Genomic DNA, 20,953 nt, shown 5'->3' with positions numbered 1-20,953 from the left:
ATGCTTTCAGATTTCAAAAAAAATAGCACAACTCTTTCAGAATATAGTATTTTTACAGCCTAAAATTTACAAATTGAAATTCAATTACAAAACAACGCTTTACTTTTTTCTCGTATTTTTCGGTGCTGGATTATTACTCTTTCGAGATGATATCCAAGGTGAAAAACAAATAGTACTTACCATTATTGCGTTGGTTGCTATGATGTTTGGATTATATAAAATGACTTCTATACAAACTTCTAATCGAGTAAAAAAATACGATAATGAAGAGTATTTTAATAGAGAAAGATATGATGAAGATGAAGAAGAAGAAAATGTTGAAGAGACTAAATCGAATGAATCATGAGTTTTAAAGTAGGCGATCGTGTAGAAACGATTGATGATATAATTAAAGGAAGTATAACTTCTATACAACGAAACACTATTACTGTTGAAACAGATGAAGGTTTTCTGCTAAATTTTGAAGCAGCTGAGTTGATGAAAATTACTTCGGACGAAATTGCTAAAAATTTATCATTCCAAAAAATACACAGTGCCATTCAAGAAAAAGAAGCTGCAAAAAAACCAAAACGTATTGTAGAAAAATCTAGAAAAGAGCGCACAGAAAATGCTATGGAAGTAGATCTGCATATTCATCAATTGACGAAATCATACAAAGGAATGAGCAATTATGATATGTTAGAATTGCAAACCGATACTGCAAAGCGACAATTAGAATTTGCCATGCGAAAACGAATTCCGAAAGTGGTGTTCATTCATGGCGTTGGCGCAGGTGTTCTCAAAGAAGAATTATACTATTTATTTCGTCAGTACGACAATGTAAAATATTATGATGCGAACTATCAAAAATACGGAGTTGGTGCAACGGAAGTTTACATTTACCAAAATCCACGATAGTGTTTATGAGTTTAGAAGTTTATGAGTTTACACTTCGGCTTCGCTCAGTGTGAAGGTTGTGAGGTTTTTTTAGTTTTGAACCTTGAACCTTGAACCTTGAACCTTGAACCGTTTCCTTTACTCCACAGGTGTTATAATCGTTCCAAACTCAAAAAGATCATCTCTAACATCTTGTCCGTTTGTTCCTGTAAACACAACCGTTATAAGATTGATAGTGTGTTTGTATCCAGTAGTCAAATTTGTGACATCATCAATTATTTCTAATGTTGTGACTTCTACTTCTCCTGCCAAGGCAGCATATTCTAATGTAATATTTATATCAGAAGGTACTTCATCACAGAAATAACCGTTAGAAATCGTTGTATCAAAACTTCTATAATAACAAAAAGCCTGACTATTTAATGTTGCTGTACGTGGATTTGGAGTCACAACACCATCAACAACTGTTGCTTCTGTAACTGTGTTGACAATCAAATCTGCCGGAACTTCTAAAATAAGTGTTTCTGCTCCATTAATCTTAAACAATAAAGTTACTCCAGCTTCTACTACGCATGCATCTATATCTGTTCCTGTATCTAAGTTAATTTCTTCTAACGTTAAATCTCCATCATCACAACTAAAAAAAGCAAACGAAAGGACTAAAAGCAACCATATTTTTTTCATGAAGTACACAATTATAAATTAGTATCAATATAAAGGACAAAAGTATAAGAAAACTCTATTTATAACGAAACTTATTGTAAATAATTTTATTTAAGCTATTTTTGCTCATCTTTTTTAAACCAATCCTAGTTAATACAAGCTACGAATGAAGAACGTATATTTTGATAGTGCCGCGACAACACAAATTCGTCCAGAAGTTGTAGATCGTATAAAGAAAGCATTAGAAGAGAATTATGGAAATCCATCCTCAACACATAGTTACGGACGATCTTCTAAAACATTAATAGAAACAGCACGTAAAACCATTGCGAAATATTTGAATGCGTCGCCGCAGGAAATCATTTTCACATCAGGTGGAACAGAAGCTGATAACATGGCGTTGCGTTGTTCTGTACGAGATTTAGGTGTCACAACAATCATTACCTCTCCAATTGAGCATCACGCGGTTTTACACACCGTAGAACAATTGCGCTTAGAAAGTGATATCAAAGTTACGTATGTTCGATTGCAACCGTGTGGAACGCCTGATTATGACGATTTAGAAGCATTGCTAAAAGCAGATAATTCTAAAAAATTAGTCAGTTTAATGCATGTGAATAACGAAATCGGAAACATTTTAGATGCAGATAAAGTTGCTACACTCTGTAAAGAATATGGCGCATTATTTCATTCAGATTCGGTTCAATCTATTGGACATTTTGAATGGGACGTACAAAAAACTTCCGTAGATTTCTTAGCGGCAGCAGCACATAAATTTCACGGACCTAAAGGAATTGGTTTTGCGTTCATCCGAAAAGATTCAGGATTAAAACCATTAATCTTTGGAGGATCGCAAGAACGTGGATTCAGAGCAGGAACAGAAGCAGTACACAATGTTGTTGGATTGGAAGAAGCATTTCGTTTAGCTTATGAGAACCTTGAAGAAGAAAAAACGTATGTAGAAGGTTTGAAGATGTACTTTATGGACGAACTTAAAAAAGCGATTCCAGGTGTAAAATTCAACGGAAACTGTCACGAAACAACGAAAAGCACCTATACATTAGTCAATGTGTGTTTGCCATTTGATCAGCAAAAAGCATTAATGTTGCTATTTCACATGGACTTAAAAGGCATTGCATGTTCTAGAGGAAGTGCTTGCCAATCAGGAAGTAGTAAAGGTTCACATGTATTGAGAGCAATCTTAAGCGATGAAGATTTAGACAAACCATCCTTACGTTTCTCATTCTCAAAATTCAACACCAAAGAAGAAATTGATTATTTAATTCAAGTATTACACGAATATGCGAATTCGTAATTCGTATCTGTCATCCTTTTGCAAACATAGGATGAAGTAAAACACAAAAAATCAAAAAGCGAGTTCAACGTATGAACTCGCTTTTTTTTCATACTATAAAATTTACACGGTTGCGTCTTAAATATTAGGATTTTTAATGATGAGTTAGAATAATAATCTTTAAAATATCTTTATATTGAAAAACCATTTAAAATGGAGTTATTTTGAAACCCTAAAACAGAATGATCAACACCATTGCATCAAATCCTAGACTTATCAGAGTTACGTATGTGCTACTGTTGATCGTTTCCTATTTTACCATTTACAATACCATTTTTGATGAAAAAGTAAGCTTGGTTGGAGACAATGCTAGTTATTACATTTTAGGAAATTCCATTGCCAATGGAGATGGTTACACTAATATTCAACATTCAGAAAAAGAAGCGCATTATCATTATCCTCCAGGATATCCAGTAGTAATAGCCGCCGTTGTAAAAGTATTTTCAAACGATATTATCACCATAAAAAAATTGAATGGCGCATTCCTTTTAGGAGCAATTCTATTGTTATTTTTTATTGTAAAAAGGCTGACAGAAAATGATCATATTGCTTTTTCGGTGAGTTTTATAACGCTACTCAATTATTATATTTTAGGCTATGCTACCATTATGATGAGTGAAATTCCGTTTCTATTTTTCTCATTACTATGTGTTTTAGTATTCTTAAAGATAGATTTTTCTAAACCTATTTTTAAAAACTGGCTTTTCTTTCTATTGCTGATTTGCTTGTCCTTTTCGTTTTACATTCGCTCAGTTGCATTAGCATTATTTGTGAGCATGGTATGTTTTCTATGTTTCAAAAAACAATGGCGTTATGTAGTTGGTTTAATTGGTGGTTTTATCGTATTATATCTCCCGTGGATGCTGCGAAATAGTGATGCGGGAAATACGTATGTATCGCAATTATTCTTGAAAAATCCATACCAACCTGAACAAGGAAGTATTGGTTTTTCAGATCTTATAGAAAGAATTTCAATAAACTTCGGGCGTTACATTACCAAAGAAATTCCTTCAGGAATGCTATCTTCCAATGAAGTTGTATACACTGATGCTTCAGCACCAATTACTGAATGGCTTCTGGGCTTTTTGCTTATTATTGGTATTGTATTCGGAATATACAAGTTGCAAAAATTCAGAACTTTTATACTTTTATATGTGTTAGCCTTTTTCGCCTTGCTCATGATATGGCCATATATTTGGTACGGAACACGGTTTTTAGTGCCGCTCATTCCTTTACTCATCTTTCTTTTTATTTTTGGAATGATCTCACTCTTGAAATGGTTGCAGGAAAAAATCATCCCGAAGCAACTGAAGCATTTTACAACAATAACTACAGTCGTACTTTTAAGCTTTTGGGCGTTCATGTATGGAAGTAATTCCGTTTCAAAATTGAAAGATCGAGCTAAAGGTGACTATGGGGATAACTATAAAAACTATTTCGCGCTTGCAGATTGGGTCAATAAAAACGCTGATGATGCTTCTATAACTGCCGTACGAAAAGAAGGATTATTTTATCTATTCTCAAAAAAGAATGTAACAACCTATCAAAAAACACTCGATAAGGAAGCGCAACTAGCATACTTAAAAAATAAAAATGTAGACTATGTAGTTGTAGAGCAGCTGGGGTTTTCTTCCACAAGTAAATATTTAGTTCCCGTAATTGATCGATATCCTAACAAATTTAAAACCATCAAACAACTTCAAAACCCTAACACATACCTAATGCAATTTTTGCCAGAACTTGGATATTCGGGCGCTTGGAAAGATGGCAAAAGAAATGGTTACGGAACCTATGTTTGGGAAGATGGACAAAAATATATCGGGTATTGGAAAAATGATGTCCGACATGGTGAAGGAGCAGTATCTTTTGCAACTGGGGAACGTTTGGAAGGCGTTTGGACAGACGGAAAACTAAATGGAGAAGTGATTAAGAAAACGAAAAATGATGTCATTATCGAAAGAAGCATCTATAAAAACAATGTAAAAATAGAAGTCATTAATGAAGCTAACTAAACTCTCCATTATCATACCTGTTTATAATGAAGCAGCTACGGTTAGATTAATTTTAGATAAAATTAAGGCTGTTCAACTCATTAATAACATTGAAAAAGAATTTGTGATTATCAATGACAATTCACAAGATGATTCCAAAAAAATAATAGAAAAATTTATTGAAGAAAATCCATCATTAACAATCATATTTCACCAACATTCAGAAAATAAAGGAAAAGGCGCTTCCATACACACAGGGATTTCTATGGCGCGAGGAGAATATCTCATTATTCAAGATGCTGATTTAGAATATGATCCAGAAGAATATAACTTGCTCTTAAAACCAATACTTGCAGGCGTTGCAGATGTGGTATACGGTTCCCGTTTTCTAGACAAAAAAGGGAAACGCACCTCGTATTTTTGGCATTACAATGCGAATAAATTTTTGACATTCCTATCAAATCTATTTTCAGGATTAAAACTTACTGATATGGAAACGTGTTATAAATTAGTAAACACAAAAATGATACAGTCTATTCAACTCACCGAAAAACGTTTTGGATTTGAACCAGAAATTACGGCTAAGATTTCAAGAATAAAAGACATTCGCTTGGAAGAAGTTGCAATTTCGTATGCTAGTCGTCCGTATAATGAAGGAAAAAAAATTGGATGGAAAGATGGCGTGAGAGCTATCTATTGCATTCTAAAATATGGACTCTTTCGAATGAATTGAATTCTTTTTTAGATTAAGAACATAACAACTATCGTTTCTCCTCATACGGAAACTTTCGAGAAGCTTGTCGCATCATTATTGCAATGATGTTTTTTGTGTTTTTTCCAGATTTACGATTGATGGTTTTTTCATAACGCCACAACAATTTCCCAGTATTCTTATCACTTAACTTAATGATGATTTTTCCGTAATCGGATTTTCCTTTCAAGAACGAAATAAAATCAAAAGACGTATCAACTTCTTTAGAAAGTAATAGGCGAGAAGTCAATGAACCACTAATAATAGCGTCAACATTTAAAATTTTAGACAATTCTTGCGGTGTATAAATGTCAATATTTTCAAGTGTGATTCCTGCCTTCTTTAAAATTCGATTAGTCGTATCAATATCTTGAAATTCAATTTTGAGTTTCTTCTTCTTCTTTCTATTCAAAAAATAACTTTCCAATGCTTGTTGTACAGCAATACCTTCTTTCTCCGCGAGTTCTTTTATTTGTGCTTCGGTGTACGTCGTTTGCTCAGATTTAAGGTTTAAAGTCGTTTGAAACGGAAGAATCGCAATGGTTTTATGATCTTTAGACAGTTCTTCAAACTTATCACTGACGTAAATCTTTTTCTGTGCAACACTTTGTTGTATTCCGACAAACAGTAGTAAAAGGACAACAATTTTTTTCATAAGTAATTTATCTTTCCAATTTCAAAAATCAATCTGTAATTTGTAAATTGAGTTTATGAGTTTATGAGTTTGTAGGTTGAAGTTTCTTTTATTAACTAAAAAGCAAAAATAACCAACAACTAAAAACGAACAACCAGCAACCAATCTAGAAACGCATTCCCATTTTCACATTAAACACACGACCTGTTAAGAAATTCGGGATTCCAAATTGGCGTTTTGTATACACATCACGAACCCACGTATTTGTAATTGAATTTTGAACATCGAACACATTGAAAATCTCAAAACCTACATTCAGTTCTTTGAAAGTATGTAACCAATGTCCTTTTTCATATTGTCTCTTTTGATCTACCAATACATACGAGAATCCAACGTCAGCACGTTTATAATCAGGTAATTTACTTTGAAATTGATATGGATCAGAATAACTTGGCGATCCACCAGGCAATCCTGTATTATACGTTAAATTCAAATACAATTTCAAATTAGGAATCTTTGGCATATAATCTTGGAACAATACAGCAAACTTCAAACGTTGATCGGTTGGTCTGCTAATATATCCACGATTGTTGATGTTTTCTTCAGTTTTCAAATAACCAAAACTCACCCAACTTTCTGTTCCGGGAACAAACTCTCCATTCAAACGCATGTCCAATCCGTACGCATACGCATCTGCAACATTATCTGCTCTGTAACGAATTCGAACATTTTCAATCGTATACGCGTTTACATCCGATAAGCTTTTATAATAGGCTTCGGTTGTCAACTTAAAAGGGCGATCCCAAAGTTTAAAACTATAATCATTTCCTAACACCACATGAATAGATTGCTGTGCTTTCACATTCGGATTCACAACACCATCTGGTCCACGCAATTCACGATAAAAAGGCGGTTGATGGTAAAATCCTCCCGACAAGCGGAACAACATATCTTTTTCCCAATTCGGTTTAATAGCAACTTGTGCTCTCGGACTAAAAACGGCTTGTGTATTACTTTCCGTTCCGTCTCCGTTTATCGTCCAACTGTGTGCACGCACACCAACATTGGTCCAAACTTCATGTTCGCCAAGCATGGATTGTTTGCTCCATTGTACAAATCCAGAAATACGATCAATCTGTGTATTATTTCGAGCACGAACGGTTTGAAAAGGTTCTAATGGACCTTCAAACGCATCGTAAGGTTGATTGTTTGAAAATTGTGGTAATGGTGGACGAATGGAGAAACCAGCAGAATCAATCACTTCCCATTCGATCAAGCGATCACGAATATCTTCATGTGTGTACTTAATTCCCCAATCAATTTGGTTTTCGTCTCCGTTAACTTTATAACTTCCTTTATGTTCTGCATTTACAATTAATGCATCCAAATCGTTTCGTCCGTGACTTAACTGTGAACCAATTCCTTCACTAAATTCAACATTTCCCAAATCTTGATCGCCAATATTCGTATTCACTTCTCCAAGTCTGTATTGTGCTAAAATGTCAAAATGTTCTTGTTCTGTAGTGTGATATGCCGACGCGATAAATTTCAGCGTTAAATCGTCGTTGAGGAAATAACTAGCTTTCAAAGCACCAAAATACGTTCGGTAGCGATCTTCTTCTTGACCTTCATAAAATACCAACAACGCAATCGGATCTTGAAGTGTTCCAAAATTCGTTTGACGCGTTAATGGTTCGTAATCGTAATCGTTAAACGCAACATTTCCTAAAAAACTCAAGTGAAATTTATCTGAAAATTTATACGTCAAAAACGTTTGAAAATCTACAAAACGCGGTCTAAAATTAGTTTCTGTTTGCTTGCTATTTACTAACAAACTATTATCTCTATATCGAACTCCTGAAATGGTAGAAAACTTACTGTCGTTACTTGAAGTTTCAATAGAAGCGCTTCCGCCGAGTAAACTCAAATTGACTCTTCCGCCAAAGCGAACCGGTTTTTTATACGTAATATCCAATACAGACGAAAGCTTATCGCCAAACTTTGCTTGAAATCCACCCGCAGAAAAATCTACATTTTGAACCAAATCGCTATTTACAAAACTCAATCCTTCTTGTTGCCCTGAACGCACTAAAAACGGACGATAGACTTCAATTTCGTTGACATACACTAAGTTTTCATCGTAATTTCCACCACGAACAGAGTATTGTGTACTGAGTTCATTATTATTATTTACACCCGGAAACGACATCAATAAATTTTCCACACCAGGATTTGCACCAGGAATCAATCGAACAGTTTCCGCAGAAACGGTTTGAATTCCTTGCACAGCTTTTCGCTTGCGCGAATCTAACACAACCGTTCCTATTTGCTCGGCAGTTTTAGACATCAGCGGGAAAACTTCGTAATCTTCTCCGTTTTTCAGTTGTACGGTAAGTGTAATATTTTTATGCGCAATGTGCGAAAAAACAAGTGTTACTTTTTCGCCAGCTGGAATCACAATCATAAAAAAACCATTCTTGTTGGTTTGTGTTCCTGTGCCGAGCGAAGTTTTCACGTTTACGCCTTCAATAGGTGTATTATTTGTATCTAAAATAACTCCTCTAACGGTTGCTGTTTGTGCAATGATAAAATTTGCAAAGAATAAAAAGCCTAAGAAAAGTATAGTTCGTATTGGTTTCAATATAATTAGTTTTTAATTTTTTCTAAAAAAGGTGCTTGTAAAAGTAGTATTATTTCCAACATTATCAGTAACGATCAATTTTAAATTATGTTTTGCTTCTTTAAAAGAAACATCCTTAAAATTGTAGGTCAGCATTCCTTTTTTGGCATCATATTCAAATAAAACCCAAGTTCCGTTAATGGTCCCGCGATAACTACGCACACCAGAAAGATCGTCTGTGACTTTCAATTTTAAATACTTTTTGCTAGAAATCCATTTATCCTTGGCGAAATTTACTGCTTTTACTTTTGGTGAAATGGTATCTTTTACTAAGAAATATGTACCTAAATTTTTAGTGCTAGTCGTAAATTTTGTGCCTTTCTTTTTTGTATTGCTATATGAAGGTTTCTTTTTTCTGTCGAGACTTGCAATGAATAATTGTTTGCGCTCTTTTTGGGTATAGCTTGAAACATCAAACGTAATTACGAAATTTTTGTGCGCAGGAACATTCTCATTATGAATTGTATAACGTCCTTCTTTATCTTTTGCGAGATCGAAATAAAAATCTTCATAAAACGTTTTTTTCGGGATATACACACTCACCAAATCTTCTTTAATGGTATGTTCAGTGTTTCGCGTAATCAAATGATTGGTCACAGTTTCCTTTTTCTTTTGCGTGATGGCTTGTTTTTTACCAACAATCGGAACTGTAATTGTAGTTATATTATCTTTAAAATCTTTCACTTTCAATACAATCGTATATTCTTTTCCTTCTTCAATGAGAATTTTTCCGTTGTTGACAACACCGTCGTAAATACTCAATTTGTTCGCAGGCGTTACAAAACAGCGTTGTACACGTTGCTTTTTCTTCTTAAAACGTTCGTAATCTATCAATGTATTGATGTAGCGTGATTCGCCAAAAGAGAACTTTTTAAAAGTATAACTGAAATTTTTTGCGCCATTTACAAAACTTTCCAATTGATAAATTCCGTTTTTATTAAAGGCTAAATCTTGTTTATCATAGGCATTGACGCCCAATCCTATTTCGCCAGAAGCGAATACTTTATCAGTAATAAAACTGTTTTGTTCTTTTCCTTTTTTCAGTTGCAACTGAATAATTTTGTTAGAAGAATTAATCTGAGCAGAATCTGACAATGCATACGCAAACACACCATTTACCGTAGGATACTGTGAATCTTTCACTTCAATACCAAACAACATTGGATTCATCGGTTTGGAAGCTGCATCGCGAATTTCAAAATGTAAATGCGGTCCGCCAGAAGAACCACTATTTCCTGAATACGCAATCACTTCGCCTTTTTTCAAGACCAATTCGTCTGCTTTTGGATAGAGTTGAATCTCGTAACTTTCTTTATTATATTGTTGTTTCTTTAAATAAGCTTCTAATTTTGGAGCTAACTTTTTCAAATGCGCATAAACAGATGTATAACCGTTTGTATGCGTTACATACAATGCTTTTCCAAATCCCCAATGTTGAATTTTGATGCGTGATACATGTCCATCACCAATGGCAAAAACTTCAAAACCTTCTTTTTGTTTCGTTTTAATGTCAATTCCAGAATGAAAATGATTGCTTCTCAATTCACCAAAAGTTCCTGATAAAATAATAGGAATGTCCAACGGCGATCTAAAATCGCTTTGCGGATATTTTTGTTGAGAAAAGGCAAGGGAAAATAAAAATAAAAAAATGAATAACAGTCTATACATAAATCAAAAATGCGTTTGAGAAGCTAAAATAGCTAATACTTAGTTAATTTGGAATCTTTAAATTCAAAAACTGCACCAAAAAAACACAATTCTTAAAGTATTACTTTAAATAATAGTCAAAACCCTTGCGAACTAATTTTATGAATGCTAAATTTGTAACCGTATGCATTGAATAGAAATGTAATGAGTAGTACTTTGAAAATCGTTGATTCTCTTGAAAATAGAGTGAGTAAAATGCTTCATAGGCTTGAAGTTTTGGAGCAAAAAAATCAAAAACTAAATCAAGAATTAGCAGATTCAAAGGGACAAACAGAGCGTTTACACGAAGAAATCTCGCAGTGGGAAGAAAAGTTTAACTCGCTTAAAATTGCAAATTCAATGCTTGGCAGTGATAACAATAAAAAAGAAGCTAAGCTTAAAATAAATACACTAATTCGGCAAATTGACCATTGTATTGCACAATTGGCCGAGTAAAAAAGATAGTTCTTTACACTATGGAAAATAAGCTCAAAATAAAGCTTTCTATTGCGGATAGAGTATATCCACTAACTATTGCAGCAAGTCAAGAAGAAGGACTTCGCAAAGCAGCTAAGAAAATAGAAGCGATGATTAAACAGTTTGAGCAAAGCTACGCCGTTAGAGACAAGCAAGATGTATTGGCAATGTGTGCCTTGCAATTTGCTGCGCAAGTAGAACAAAAAACAATAGATAAAGACACAAATCAAACAGCATTAGAAGAAAAATTAAAAGCGCTTGACGAATTACTAAAAGCGCAGCTTAGTTCATAAGTTCTTTAAAATACAATAGGTTACTGCCTACATTGGTTTTTATTTTTGATAAACTCAACGTTAATATTTTTAAAAAGGGTGAGTCATGATTGTAAAAGCAGGCTGTCAATAGTGAACTTGTTCATTATTTGGGCAGATCCTTGATCAATCTGTTAGCTCTAAACTTGTTTTTTGGAGTTTATACAAAACTCTAATCAATGTAGGCTTTTTTTTTAGTGAAACTCGATTTTGAGAAGCTTGAAAAGCGCACACAAAATGGTTAGTTGAACTAATCCTGATGAAAATCAGGATCTTATGTTCAATATTTTTGTTTTGAGAAGCTTGAAAAGCGCACACAAAATGGTTAGTTGAACTAATCCCGTTGAAAAACGGAATCTCAGACTTGACTCAATCCTTAACCCAAATTTTAAGGAACAAGATTAAACTTGGAGTTCAATATTTATTATAACGAATACATAATTAAGAAGAAAGAAGATGGATAGTATAACAATTATAATTGCAGCCGCCGTTGGTGTGATTTGCTTACTCATAGGCTTTGCCATTGCTAAAACTTTGGAAAAGAAACAAGCTTCAAAAATCATTCAAGACGCAAAAAAAGATGCTGCTTCTTTACTAAAAGATGCGAAATCGAATGCTGAGAATGTGAAGAAAGACAAGATTCTTCAAGCCAAAGAAAAATTTTTAGAATTAAAAGCAGAGCACGAAAAATTTATCTTATCAAAGGATAAAAAAATGGCAGAAGCAGAGAAACGTACACGCGATAAAGAATCGCAAGTTTCTAGCGAATTATCAAAGAATAAAAAACTCAACCAAGAAATAGAAGCGAAAGTAAAAGACTACGATTATCGATTGGATTTTGTAGAAAAGAAGAAATCAGAAGTTGAGCGATTGCATAAAAGTCAAATAGAACAATTGGAAGTAATTTCCGGATTGTCTGCTGACGAAGCCAAAGAACAATTGGTAACTTCCTTAAAAGAAGAAGCAAAAAGTGACGCAATGAGCTACATTCAAGCCAAACTTGAAGAAGCAAAAATGACAGCACAACAAGAAGCAAAAAAGGTTATTATCAATACTATTCAGCGTATAGGAACAGAAGAAGCAGTAGAAAACTGTGTATCTGTATTCAATATTGAATCTGACGATGTAAAAGGTCGTATTATTGGTAGAGAAGGACGAAACATTAGAGCATTAGAAGCTGCAACTGGAGTTGAAATTATTGTAGATGATACGCCAGAAGCAATTATTCTTTCTTGTTTTGATTCGGTTCGAAGAGAAATAGCACGTTTATCATTACACAAATTGGTTACTGATGGACGAATTCATCCAGCACGTATTGAAGAAGTAGTCAAGAAAACGCGCAAGCAAATTGATGAAGAAATCATCGAAGTTGGAAAGCGTACAGTGATCGATTTAGGAATTCATGGATTGCATCCAGAATTGATTAAAACGGTGGGTCGAATGAAATATCGTTCTTCTTACGGACAAAACCTATTACAGCATTCACGTGAAGTTGCAAAACTTTGTGGTGTGATGGCTGCCGAACTCGGATTGAACCCGAAACTTGCCAAAAGAGCAGGATTGTTACACGATATCGGAAAAGTGCCAGATACGGAAACAGAAGTGCCACACGCAATCTTAGGAATGCAATGGGCAGAAAAGTATGGTGAAAAACCAGAAGTATGTAATGCAATAGGAGCGCACCATGATGAAATAGAAATGGTTTCCTTATTATCACCAATTGTCCAAGTATGTGATGCAATTTCTGGCGCACGTCCAGGCGCACGTCGTCAAGTATTAGACAGTTACATTCAACGTTTAAAAGACTTAGAAGATATTGCTTTCGGGTTCAATGGTGTTAAAAAAGCGTATGCAATTCAAGCCGGTAGAGAATTACGTGTGATTGTTGAGAGTGAAAAAGTCGATGATGCAAAAGCAGCTGAATTATCATTCAATATCTCACAAAAAATTCAAACGGATATGACCTATCCAGGACAAGTAAAAATTACAGTAATTAGAGAAACAAGAGCGGTAAACATAGCGAAGTAAGTCTCAAAATTAGATATTATAAGTTCACAAAACGTGAATATCGAAGTTTCAAAACTACGGTATTCACGTTTATTGTTTATGGCAATTAGATGACAAAGCTATGTTATTATGGGTATTTTAGTAGTACCTAAATAAGCCTACCTATGTTACAAAAAATTTTAAACCTTACGGGTGTCAACATGCTTGGGAAAACAGAGCAAGTCAACGCTAATGGAGGAAATGAAACCTTCACAGACTCGTCATTTATGTGTTATTGCAACAGTATTTTTATCGGAGAAAAAAGTTCTGTAAAAGAATGCTGGAAAACTTGTTAAAGAATTGCAATAGTACTGAAAAAGAAGAAAAACAGAAATCAGCAACGGTTTCTGTTTTTTTATGTTCTTGGGTGAAATTTCTCCATAACCTTCGCTAAATGACTTCGATCTACATGCATGTAAATTTCCGTAGTGGTAATGCTTTCATGACCTAACATGAGCTGTATGGCACGCAAATCGGCACCATTCTCTAACAAATGTGTAGCAAATGAATGTCGGAATGTATGTGGTGAGATATTCTTTTTAATTTGGGCTTTCTCTGTTAAGCGTTTAATAATGGTGAAAATCATAACGCGCGTCAATTGTTTTCCTCGTCTATTTAGAAAAACTGTATCGCTAAATTCAGGAATATGTTTTATGTGTGTGCGATCTCCTTTTGTATATAAGTTGATGTACTTCTGTGTAAATTTACTAATAGGCACAAAACGTTGTTTGTCACCTTTTCCTGTGACTCTAATGAAACCTTCGTCAAAAAATAAATCTGATAACTTTAAATTGACCAATTCACTCACACGCAATCCACAACCGTATAAAGTTTCAATAATGGCTTTATTTCGGTGTCCTTCACTTGTGCTCAAATCAATAGCGCCAATTAATTTCTCAATATCTTCCAAAGCGAGCGTATCTGGAAGCTTTCTGCCAATCTTTGGCGCTTCAATCAATTCCATTGGATTGTCTTTCCGATAATCTTCAAATATTAAATAATTAAAAAAACTTTTTAACCCAGAAATGATTCGTGTTTGTGATCGGGCATTTAAAATTTTTGCAACTTCATAAATAAATTGTTGTACCGTAGTTTCATCAATAGATAATGGAGAATGTTTCATATCATTATCTTCTAAAAAGCGTATCAACTTCTCGATATCATGTGTGTAGTTTGTAACGGTATTCTCAGATAACCCACGTTCAATCTTTAGATAGATTTGAAAATCCTTAAGTGAATGTTGCCATTTCATATTCAAATGTAGTAAGAAACAAGGAAAAGAGTTCGTAAAATATTAAAATAGAGGAATTTCATGATAAAGAATCTATATAAGAGTACGAGAAAAAGTGTGTTTCTATTGCGATTATGATGCTTTTTATATGAAGGAGTTAGCAGTTTTTGACAAGTTTCTCTTTTAATGATTTAATGCTAGCAATGATGAACAAAGGAAAAAAGGGGAATTTTCCCCTTTTGTAGCATATATATTGTATATATATTTGCTCATCAACAATTATAAAAACATACCATTATGAAAAAAATTATTTTAGCAGCTGTTGCAGTTTTCGGATTTGCTTTTACAGCAAACGCACAAGATGATGATAAGTCATCAGGAAGTGCAACATCAAATGGAACTTGGTTTGTAGAAGCAAACACTGGTTTTGGAGAATCTTCAACGTCTAACACTGCATTTGCTTTACGCTCTATAGATGGAAATACTGCTTGGGCAGTTGGAGCTGAAGCTGGGTACTTTGTTATGGACGATTTAGCTGTAAAAGCTGGTCTTGGATATTCTGATTCAGGAGTATCTGGTTTAGACGGAACATTCAACTGGAAAGTTGGTGGAAAGTACTATATCGCAAGTCAATTCCCAGTAGGATTAGATTTAAACGGAGCTAGTGGAAATAGTGTTTCTCCATTATGGGTAGGAATTCAGGCTGGTTACGCTTGGTTTGTTGCTGACAATGTAAGTATTGAGCCAGGTTTACGTTATGGATTAGGAATAAACGAAGACGCAGGTGACGGAGACTTTAATGTATTCGGAATCAATATTGGATTCAATATTTTCTTATAAGAAATTTTTAAGACACATAAATATATCAAAAGGGGAAGCTATGCTTTCCCTTTTTTTGTTTAAAAGCTGCTGTGTTAATTTCCCAATATCACGTGAGTAATTTACGATCATATTCTCTGATAAACCGCGCTAAATTTTCAAAAAATGATGGAAATCTTTAAGTGTAGATGTCTATTTTATAAGGAAAAGGTGACTTTTTGGGTAAATCTTATTGAGAAACAAGCGATTGATAATCAGATTGTTGTAAATAATACGGAGGCTAATAGTGTTAATAATTAGTTAACAAATATATGTTAACTTCTAAAAATTAGTTCTTTTGTACTTGAATTAATTAAAAAACTATTCAAGATGAAAAAAATTATTTTAGTAGCAGTTGTTGCCTTATTTGGATTCACAATGAATGCGCAAAACGGAGATTTTAAAGTTGGACTTAACGGTGCTTTACCAATTGGTGACGCTGGAGATGTTTCAAGTTTCAGTATTGGTTTAGATGTTGCATACTTATGGGATGTATCAGAGAAATTTGATGTTGGAGTTGCTTCAGGATTCACAAACGCTTTTATCAAAGATGAATTTGAAGGTGCAGATAACGTTCAGTTTTTACCAATTGCTGGTGCTGCTCGTTACAATGTATCTAGCGATTTCTTTTTAGGAGCTGACCTAGGATATGCAATCGGAATCAATGATGGTAACGAAGGTGGATTTTACTACAGACCAAAAGTTGGATACAACTTTTCTGAAAAAGTTGGAATTAACCTTTCTTATACAGGAATTTCTAACGACGGAGATTGGAGTACTATTGCTTTAGGAGTAGAGTTCGGATTATAAAACTCACATATAACATACATGAAAAAGGAAGCTAATTTAGCTTCCTTTTTTTTTATTATAAATAATAACAAACTGAAAATCAGCCCTCCAAATTAAGTTTATTTTTTTCAATATTTCCATACTGAATAAAGGGGAGTTTTCCCCTTGGATATCTTCAATTGTAAATCTATATTTGTGGAACATTAAATAAACATAAATTATGAAAAAATTATTACTATTTGTTGCTATTGCATTTTTGAGTTATACAGTAAATGCACAAACAGAAAAAGGGAAATGGGTAATTTCTGGATCAACCTCTATTTCTTATGCTACTACCAATCTTACATTAGAATTTGATGGAGAAGAAATAAGTGATGACACTAAGGGTTCTATTTTTTCCCTTACACCTAGTGTTGGTTACTTCGTGATCAATAATCTAGCTGTAGGATTAGATTTATCATTTGCTTCTGCTAACAATGATAATGGAACTACAGATGTTACAACTTCTTCTTTTAGTTCAATTCTTGGAGGAACTTATTATTTTGAAGCCGGTGATAAATTTAAACCATTTGTAGGTTTAGGTGCAGGATTAATTTCTACAAGTAGCGGAGATGATGACTCTTTAAAATCTAATGGTTTAGCACTTAGAGGAAAAGGTGGTTTGGCTTATTTTGTAAACCAATCATTATCTATTGATTTCTCAGTACTATACTTAAATACGAATCAGAAGAACAAAGAAAATAGTGATTTAGTAAGTAAAAATTCTAGCATAGCTGTTGGTTTAGGGTTTTCTTTATTTTTATAGTATCATAAAAAAATAAATTTTATTATATACAAAGGTTTTTCACAATTGAAAAACCTTTGTTGTTTTTTAATATCTTTACTTCTATGAAAAAAATCATCATTATCAATGGACCTAACTTGAATCTGCTCGGAAAACGTGAACCAGAAATTTACGGAAGTGCTACGTTTGAAGATTATTTCAAAGCATTGCAAAAACAATTCCCAACTGTGAATTTAAGTTACTATCAATCGAATGTAGAAGGCGAATTGATCAATAAGCTACAAGAAGTTGGTTTTGAATATGATGGTATTATCTTAAATGCAGGCGCATATACGCATACTTCTATCGGAATTGGCGATGCAGTCAAAGCAATCTCTACGCCAGTTGTAGAAGTGCACATTTCCAATACGTTTGGCAGAGAAACATTCAGGCATCAATCGTATATTTCGGCGCATGCAAAAGGTGTAATCTTAGGTTTTGGAATGCAAAGTTATCAATTGGCATTACAAAGTTTCATCTCTTAAATTTATAAAATGAGCTATATCAATTTGTCAATACTTACCAAAGTGTTCGTTTGCGAATTGCATCTGACCAAATAATAAAATAAAAAATCACAGATGAAAAAAGCATATTTTAATTGGAGCACTGGAAAAGATTCCGCCTTCGCTTTATATAAAATTTTACAACAAAAAGAATACAGCGTTACACAATTAGTGACGACGGTAAATAAAGATTACGAGCGTGTTTCCATGCACGGTTTACGAGAAGAATTATTAGATATTCAAGTAGAACGCTTGCAAATTCCACTACAAAAAATATACTTTCCTGCGCAAGTCTCTATGTCAGATTATGATGAAGCAATGCGAAAAGCCACTAAATCGCTCGTAAATGAAGGATTTCAATATGGAATTTTTGGCGATATTTTTTTAGAAGACTTACGCAACTATCGTGAAGAAAAACTCAAAGAAATAAGCATTATAGGCGTTTTTCCGTTATGGAAGCAAAATACTAAGACGTTGCTAAAAGAATTCCTCTCACTAGGTTTTAAAGCCATTACCGTTTGTGTAAATGCTAAACTACTCGACGAATCTTTTGTGGGTAGAATCATCGATGAAAGTTTTATAAACGATTTGCCTTCAACGGTAGATCCATGTGGTGAAAACGGCGAATTCCATACGTTTGTGTTTGATGGTCCTATTTTTTCATCGCCAATAGCATTTTCTATCGGTGAGAAAGTGTTAAAAACATATTCACCTTCTGAAAAAGATGAAGATAGCTGTTCCTCAGATGATTCTGCTTGGGATACTGCTTTTTGGTACTGCGATTTGATTCCGAAATAAACAAAAACTCTTAAAAATTAACGTTTCCCTGTGAAAACTTTAATCAAGTTTTGGCAATTGCTTAAGAACAAATTAAGACATACACACGCTATATTTGATTGTGAAACCAAACGAATGGTTTCGTGCAATTTTTTCATAGCTGAAGGTGGGATATCAGTTATTAGGTTGGTTGAGGAAAAAGTCATTCAAGAAATTGGATGACTTTTTATTTTAGTGAAACTCAGTTTTGAAAAGTCCAAAGGACGAATTCAAAACTACAAGTAGAACTAACTCCGTTGTAGAACGGAGTCTTTTTATTTTTAGTTTGATTTTTTAGTTTTGAAAATCAAAGGACAAATTCAAAACATAAAAAAAGCGAACCGAAGTTCGCTATGAAATTAAGCTATCTGGCAATATCCCCAATAACAGAAGAAACGTTCATACTCCATGCCTGGTAGAGAACTTAGAATTTGGCAGTCGGCATGCGTATAACATTGCATACCGAAAACTCCTCCGTTGATTTTTGATTGCTCATTTTTGTCGAGTTCTTGAACTCCTTTTACATTTAAAATACTTTTTTTCATGATTTAATTTTTTGGTTAAACATGTATCAAATGAAAAAGAAATAAATGACCTTAAAAAATGGTGCTGACATAAATTAGCTGATTTAAGTCACAACTTACACACAATATCTTGTGCCATTAAGATACTGACAATTGTTACCATTATAAGCTGGATTAGAATTGCAACAACGGAATGTTGGGTTACAACATTGTGACAATCCGCCGCCATTAATTTTAGCTTGTTGTGTTTTACTTAGTTGTTGAAAATTTTCGAGATTTAAAATACTTTTTAACATGATGCTGGGTTTTGGTTCATAATTATAAAAAGTAAAATAAATAATCATTAATTATGTACGGTAAGACCGTAATTAACATTTGGATAAACATAAAATAACGCTCCGAAGAGCGTTATAGAAATTAAATTAACAAGTTTGGCAATATGTAGGACTGTCTGAAGCGCGTCCTGGTACTAGCCCTCCTTTTATCGTTTCAGGTTTTAAAATAGAAATAGATTTTTTGTTCAGTTTTAATGATTTAAGATTCTTTTTTTTCATAATATAAAGTTTTGATTAGATCAAAATGTACAATAACAAATCAGTAAACTGTTACGGTATAACCTTTATTAATACAAAAAAAGCAAACTTCAGTTCGCTTTTTGATTTAAGTAGTGTAAACTTTTAGCAGTTATATGAATCAACACAACCTCCTAAAGGACAAGTTAAGAGATCTGAACAGTTATGTACTGTTCTTCCTCCTCCAACTACTTCAATTGGAGATTTAAGGTTTGAAATCAACTTTCTGTTCAATACTAATGATGTTAAGTTCTTTTTTTTCATGATATAAAGTTTTGATTAGATCAAAAAAGTATGAAAACAAATCAATAACTAGCTACGGTAAAACCTTAATTAACATGAAAATAGCAATCTATGAAACACAAATAGTCGGAAGAAAAAATCTTCCGACTATGGCTAATAGAAGTTCACCTATTCTTAAAAATAAGTGTCACAAGCTTCTATACACGATTGAACTATTAAGGTCGGTAAGATTTTTTTACCACCTTTAAGTTCTTCAAATTTTAGATTTGAAATGGCTCTTTTGTTTAATTCTAACGATTTAAAATTCGCTTTTTTCATAATATTCAGTTTTAAAAATTTATAGTATAAAACTAAATCAAAGGAGTGAAAAGTAGCTCGTACAGAATGTATGATTTCTGTGAAATGACACGTAAAAGGTTTGTGTTTTATGAAATTGAGTAAAAAAAACGAACCGAAGTTCGCTTAGAATAATATTAGCAAAGAATATCTGTATGACAAACGCAAACAGAATAATTAGTATTCTGTACAGGAATAGGTGCAAGAGTATGTTCTGTATCTGGTTCTACGTGACAGATTTGAACACTGTAACATTCATTGGTACGAAATGTTCCTCCAGTGATACTAATATTAGAAATTGACTTTTTATTAAGCACTAACGATGTAAGATTCTTTTTTCTCATGATGTGATTTTTTATGATTTATACTTACTAGGGATCATAAAGAAAATTCATTACCCAAAAAAATAAAAAATCTATAAAATTGCAATTCTAAAACGAATCACTAACATCTCAATACTCAATACTCAATACTCAATACAAATATCTAATTCGCTCTCAAGTACTTTTTCTCAATATAAAAAGTTCCAAAAGGGACCAGAGAAGCAATGAATAATAGCGCAAAACGTTTCAACGTCCATTTTTGTTCTAGCGTTACAATAATAGCAAACACTACATACGCAATAAATAGAAAGCCATGAATCATCCCAACAATTTTATTGGGCATCGGCATTTCTGCAAAATATTTTAGCGGCATCGTAATAAAAAGTGCTAAAAACGAATAGCCTTCAAAAATGGCTAGTTTTCCAAATAGTTTTACATTCTTTGTTTGTGTGACAGTTGCGTCCAT

General features: G+C 33.5%; 24 protein-coding genes and 1 other RNA gene. 15 read left to right on the top strand and 10 right to left on the bottom strand.

The window, feature by feature from the left end; translation table 11 throughout:
* Window positions 1–73 precede the first annotated feature (73 nt).
* Both H2O64_RS08960 and H2O64_RS08955 read left to right on the top strand, forming a co-directional pair.
* Window positions 74–346 (top strand): hypothetical protein, encoded by a 273-nt coding sequence (locus tag H2O64_RS08960; protein ID WP_187561845.1) that lies wholly within the window; start codon window positions 74–76, stop codon window positions 344–346.
* Complete coding sequence (locus tag H2O64_RS08955; protein ID WP_187561844.1) at window positions 343–897, top strand: Smr/MutS family protein; 555 nt, start codon at window positions 343–345, stop codon at window positions 895–897. The genes H2O64_RS08960 and H2O64_RS08955 overlap by 4 nt, the downstream gene beginning before the upstream one ends.
* Before the next feature lie 117 nt (window positions 898–1,014).
* Here H2O64_RS08955 and H2O64_RS08950 read toward each other — a convergent pair whose 3' ends face one another.
* Complete coding sequence (locus tag H2O64_RS08950; RefSeq protein WP_187561843.1) at window positions 1,015–1,560, bottom strand: hypothetical protein; 546 nt, start codon at window positions 1,558–1,560, stop codon at window positions 1,015–1,017.
* 145 nt (window positions 1,561–1,705) lie between these two features.
* On the opposite strand from H2O64_RS08950, the gene H2O64_RS08945 reads away from it, so the two are divergent.
* The 3 genes from H2O64_RS08945 to H2O64_RS08935 all read left to right on the top strand — a co-directional run bounded on the left by H2O64_RS08945 (window position 1,706) and on the right by H2O64_RS08935 (window position 5,617).
* Window positions 1,706–2,854, top strand: a complete 1,149-nt coding sequence (locus tag H2O64_RS08945; RefSeq protein ID WP_187561842.1) for a cysteine desulfurase family protein — start codon at window positions 1,706–1,708, stop codon at window positions 2,852–2,854.
* 221 nt (window positions 2,855–3,075) lie between these two features.
* Window positions 3,076–4,905 (top strand): phospholipid carrier-dependent glycosyltransferase, encoded by a 1,830-nt coding sequence (locus tag H2O64_RS08940; RefSeq protein ID WP_187561841.1) that lies wholly within the window; start codon window positions 3,076–3,078, stop codon window positions 4,903–4,905.
* Entirely contained in the window at window positions 4,892–5,617 is a 726-nt protein-coding gene (locus tag H2O64_RS08935; protein WP_187561840.1) for a glycosyltransferase family 2 protein, read from the top strand. The genes H2O64_RS08940 and H2O64_RS08935 overlap by 14 nt, the downstream gene beginning before the upstream one ends.
* 28 nt (window positions 5,618–5,645) lie before the next feature.
* On the opposite strand, the gene H2O64_RS08930 is transcribed toward H2O64_RS08935, so the two are convergent.
* The 3 genes from H2O64_RS08930 to H2O64_RS08920 all read right to left on the bottom strand — a co-directional run bounded on the left by H2O64_RS08930 (window position 5,646) and on the right by H2O64_RS08920 (window position 10,617).
* Complete coding sequence (locus tag H2O64_RS08930; protein WP_187561839.1) at window positions 5,646–6,290, bottom strand: hypothetical protein; 645 nt, start codon at window positions 6,288–6,290, stop codon at window positions 5,646–5,648.
* Between the two features lie 145 nt (window positions 6,291–6,435).
* A complete protein-coding gene (locus H2O64_RS08925) occupies window positions 6,436–8,910 on the bottom strand; it encodes a TonB-dependent receptor (RefSeq protein WP_187561838.1) in 2,475 nt (824 codons plus the stop codon).
* Window positions 8,911–8,922: 12 nt separating this feature from the next.
* Window positions 8,923–10,617 carry a M23 family metallopeptidase gene (locus H2O64_RS08920; RefSeq protein WP_187561837.1) on the bottom strand — a complete coding sequence of 565 codons (1,695 nt, stop codon included), beginning with the start codon at window positions 10,615–10,617 and terminating at the stop codon, window positions 8,923–8,925.
* Window positions 10,618–10,800: 183 nt separating this feature from the next.
* On the opposite strand from H2O64_RS08920, the gene H2O64_RS08915 reads away from it, so the two are divergent.
* The 5 genes from H2O64_RS08915 (at window position 10,801) to H2O64_RS08895 (ending at window position 13,765) form a co-directional block, all read left to right on the top strand.
* Complete coding sequence (locus H2O64_RS08915; RefSeq protein ID WP_187561836.1) at window positions 10,801–11,091, top strand: hypothetical protein; 291 nt, start codon at window positions 10,801–10,803, stop codon at window positions 11,089–11,091.
* 20 nt (window positions 11,092–11,111) lie between these two features.
* Window positions 11,112–11,405: a cell division protein ZapA gene (locus H2O64_RS08910; protein WP_187561835.1), complete on the top strand. Its 294-nt coding sequence runs from the start codon at window positions 11,112–11,114 to the stop codon at window positions 11,403–11,405.
* Window positions 11,406–11,457: 52 nt separating this feature from the next.
* A non-coding RNA gene (gene ssrS, locus H2O64_RS08905) (6S RNA) lies at window positions 11,458–11,585 on the top strand.
* A gap of 294 nt (window positions 11,586–11,879) precedes the next feature.
* The gene (gene rny / locus H2O64_RS08900) at window positions 11,880–13,451 is read left to right on the top strand and encodes a ribonuclease Y (RefSeq protein WP_187561834.1); all 1,572 of its coding nucleotides are present in this window, start codon (window positions 11,880–11,882) and stop codon (window positions 13,449–13,451) included.
* Window positions 13,452–13,594: 143 nt separating this feature from the next.
* The gene (locus H2O64_RS08895; protein ID WP_187561833.1) at window positions 13,595–13,765 is read left to right on the top strand and encodes a hypothetical protein; all 171 of its coding nucleotides are present in this window, start codon (window positions 13,595–13,597) and stop codon (window positions 13,763–13,765) included.
* Window positions 13,766–13,824: 59 nt separating this feature from the next.
* On the opposite strand, the gene xerD is transcribed toward H2O64_RS08895, so the two are convergent.
* Window positions 13,825–14,721 carry a site-specific tyrosine recombinase XerD gene (gene xerD / locus H2O64_RS08890; protein ID WP_187561832.1) on the bottom strand — a complete coding sequence of 299 codons (897 nt, stop codon included), beginning with the start codon at window positions 14,719–14,721 and terminating at the stop codon, window positions 13,825–13,827.
* A gap of 276 nt (window positions 14,722–14,997) precedes the next feature.
* Here xerD and H2O64_RS08885 point away from each other — a divergent pair, with 276 nt between their 5' ends.
* From H2O64_RS08885 to H2O64_RS08865, 5 genes are all read left to right on the top strand, one after another.
* Window positions 14,998–15,540: a hypothetical protein gene (locus H2O64_RS08885; RefSeq protein WP_187561831.1), complete on the top strand. Its 543-nt coding sequence runs from the start codon at window positions 14,998–15,000 to the stop codon at window positions 15,538–15,540.
* A 348-nt stretch (window positions 15,541–15,888) separates the two neighbouring features.
* Window positions 15,889–16,368, top strand: coding sequence for a hypothetical protein (locus H2O64_RS08880; protein WP_187561830.1), 480 nt, complete (start codon window positions 15,889–15,891; stop codon window positions 16,366–16,368).
* Between the two features lie 199 nt (window positions 16,369–16,567).
* Window positions 16,568–17,152: an outer membrane beta-barrel protein gene (locus H2O64_RS08875; RefSeq protein ID WP_187561829.1), complete on the top strand. Its 585-nt coding sequence runs from the start codon at window positions 16,568–16,570 to the stop codon at window positions 17,150–17,152.
* A gap of 83 nt (window positions 17,153–17,235) precedes the next feature.
* A complete protein-coding gene (gene aroQ, locus H2O64_RS08870; RefSeq protein ID WP_187561828.1) occupies window positions 17,236–17,655 on the top strand; it encodes a type II 3-dehydroquinate dehydratase in 420 nt (139 codons plus the stop codon).
* A 93-nt stretch (window positions 17,656–17,748) separates the two neighbouring features.
* Window positions 17,749–18,471, top strand: a complete 723-nt coding sequence (locus tag H2O64_RS08865; protein ID WP_187561827.1) for a Dph6-related ATP pyrophosphatase — start codon at window positions 17,749–17,751, stop codon at window positions 18,469–18,471.
* A gap of 377 nt (window positions 18,472–18,848) precedes the next feature.
* On the opposite strand, the gene H2O64_RS08860 is transcribed toward H2O64_RS08865, so the two are convergent.
* The 5 genes from H2O64_RS08860 to H2O64_RS08845 all read right to left on the bottom strand — a co-directional run bounded on the left by H2O64_RS08860 (window position 18,849) and on the right by H2O64_RS08845 (window position 20,953).
* The gene (locus H2O64_RS08860; protein ID WP_187561826.1) at window positions 18,849–19,034 is read right to left on the bottom strand and encodes a hypothetical protein; all 186 of its coding nucleotides are present in this window, start codon (window positions 19,032–19,034) and stop codon (window positions 18,849–18,851) included.
* 401 nt (window positions 19,035–19,435) lie between these two features.
* Entirely contained in the window at window positions 19,436–19,567 is a 132-nt protein-coding gene (locus H2O64_RS24175) for a hypothetical protein (RefSeq protein ID WP_262890636.1), read from the bottom strand.
* A 123-nt stretch (window positions 19,568–19,690) separates the two neighbouring features.
* Window positions 19,691–19,849 carry a hypothetical protein gene (locus tag H2O64_RS08855; protein ID WP_187561825.1) on the bottom strand — a complete coding sequence of 53 codons (159 nt, stop codon included), beginning with the start codon at window positions 19,847–19,849 and terminating at the stop codon, window positions 19,691–19,693.
* A 153-nt stretch (window positions 19,850–20,002) separates the two neighbouring features.
* Window positions 20,003–20,146: a hypothetical protein gene (locus H2O64_RS08850; protein WP_187561824.1), complete on the bottom strand. Its 144-nt coding sequence runs from the start codon at window positions 20,144–20,146 to the stop codon at window positions 20,003–20,005.
* A 504-nt stretch (window positions 20,147–20,650) separates the two neighbouring features.
* Window positions 20,651–20,953, bottom strand: coding sequence for a DUF3817 domain-containing protein (locus H2O64_RS08845; RefSeq protein ID WP_187561823.1), 303 nt, complete (start codon window positions 20,951–20,953; stop codon window positions 20,651–20,653).

The organism is Kordia aestuariivivens, from assembly GCF_014397005.1.
GTDB classification, from domain to species: domain Bacteria; phylum Bacteroidota; class Bacteroidia; order Flavobacteriales; family Flavobacteriaceae; genus Kordia; species Kordia aestuariivivens.
The sequence above is the reverse complement of the archived record's forward strand: the minus strand, read 5'-3'. Positions and strand labels throughout refer to the sequence as shown.

What these genes read in the sequence shown, in the direction of transcription:
- H2O64_RS08955 (WP_187561844.1), top strand. Translation starts at nt 343, where the DNA reads ATGAGTTTTAAAGTAGGCGATCGTGTAGAAACGATTGATGATATAATT.
- H2O64_RS08865 (WP_187561827.1), top strand. Translation starts at nt 17,749, where the DNA reads ATGAAAAAAGCATATTTTAATTGGAGCACTGGAAAAGATTCCGCCTTC.
- H2O64_RS08895 (WP_187561833.1), top strand. Translation starts at nt 13,595, where the DNA reads ATGTTACAAAAAATTTTAAACCTTACGGGTGTCAACATGCTTGGGAAA.
- xerD (WP_187561832.1), bottom strand. Translation starts at nt 14,721, where the DNA reads ATGAAATGGCAACATTCACTTAAGGATTTTCAAATCTATCTAAAGATT.
- H2O64_RS08910 (WP_187561835.1), top strand. Translation starts at nt 11,112, where the DNA reads ATGGAAAATAAGCTCAAAATAAAGCTTTCTATTGCGGATAGAGTATAT.
- H2O64_RS08915 (WP_187561836.1), top strand. Translation starts at nt 10,801, where the DNA reads ATGAGTAGTACTTTGAAAATCGTTGATTCTCTTGAAAATAGAGTGAGT.
- H2O64_RS08855 (WP_187561825.1), bottom strand. Translation starts at nt 19,849, where the DNA reads ATGAAAAAAAAGAACTTAACATCATTAGTATTGAACAGAAAGTTGATT.
- H2O64_RS08935 (WP_187561840.1), top strand. Translation starts at nt 4,892, where the DNA reads ATGAAGCTAACTAAACTCTCCATTATCATACCTGTTTATAATGAAGCA.
- H2O64_RS08875 (WP_187561829.1), top strand. Translation starts at nt 16,568, where the DNA reads ATGAAAAAATTATTACTATTTGTTGCTATTGCATTTTTGAGTTATACA.
- H2O64_RS08885 (WP_187561831.1), top strand. Translation starts at nt 14,998, where the DNA reads ATGAAAAAAATTATTTTAGCAGCTGTTGCAGTTTTCGGATTTGCTTTT.
- H2O64_RS24175 (WP_262890636.1), bottom strand. Translation starts at nt 19,567, where the DNA reads ATGAAAAAAAAGAATCTTAAATCATTAAAACTGAACAAAAAATCTATT.
- rny (WP_187561834.1), top strand. Translation starts at nt 11,880, where the DNA reads ATGGATAGTATAACAATTATAATTGCAGCCGCCGTTGGTGTGATTTGC.
- aroQ (WP_187561828.1), top strand. Translation starts at nt 17,236, where the DNA reads ATGAAAAAAATCATCATTATCAATGGACCTAACTTGAATCTGCTCGGA.
- H2O64_RS08845 (WP_187561823.1), bottom strand. Translation starts at nt 20,953, where the DNA reads ATGGACGCAACTGTCACACAAACAAAGAATGTAAAACTATTTGGAAAA.
- H2O64_RS08920 (WP_187561837.1), bottom strand. Translation starts at nt 10,617, where the DNA reads ATGTATAGACTGTTATTCATTTTTTTATTTTTATTTTCCCTTGCCTTT.
- H2O64_RS08860 (WP_187561826.1), bottom strand. Translation starts at nt 19,034, where the DNA reads ATGAAAAAAAGTATTTTAAATGTAAAAGGAGTTCAAGAACTCGACAAA.
- H2O64_RS08940 (WP_187561841.1), top strand. Translation starts at nt 3,076, where the DNA reads ATGATCAACACCATTGCATCAAATCCTAGACTTATCAGAGTTACGTAT.
- H2O64_RS08950 (WP_187561843.1), bottom strand. Translation starts at nt 1,560, where the DNA reads ATGAAAAAAATATGGTTGCTTTTAGTCCTTTCGTTTGCTTTTTTTAGT.
- H2O64_RS08930 (WP_187561839.1), bottom strand. Translation starts at nt 6,290, where the DNA reads ATGAAAAAAATTGTTGTCCTTTTACTACTGTTTGTCGGAATACAACAA.
- H2O64_RS08945 (WP_187561842.1), top strand. Translation starts at nt 1,706, where the DNA reads ATGAAGAACGTATATTTTGATAGTGCCGCGACAACACAAATTCGTCCA.
- H2O64_RS08850 (WP_187561824.1), bottom strand. Translation starts at nt 20,146, where the DNA reads ATGAAAAAAGCGAATTTTAAATCGTTAGAATTAAACAAAAGAGCCATT.
- H2O64_RS08880 (WP_187561830.1), top strand. Translation starts at nt 15,889, where the DNA reads ATGAAAAAAATTATTTTAGTAGCAGTTGTTGCCTTATTTGGATTCACA.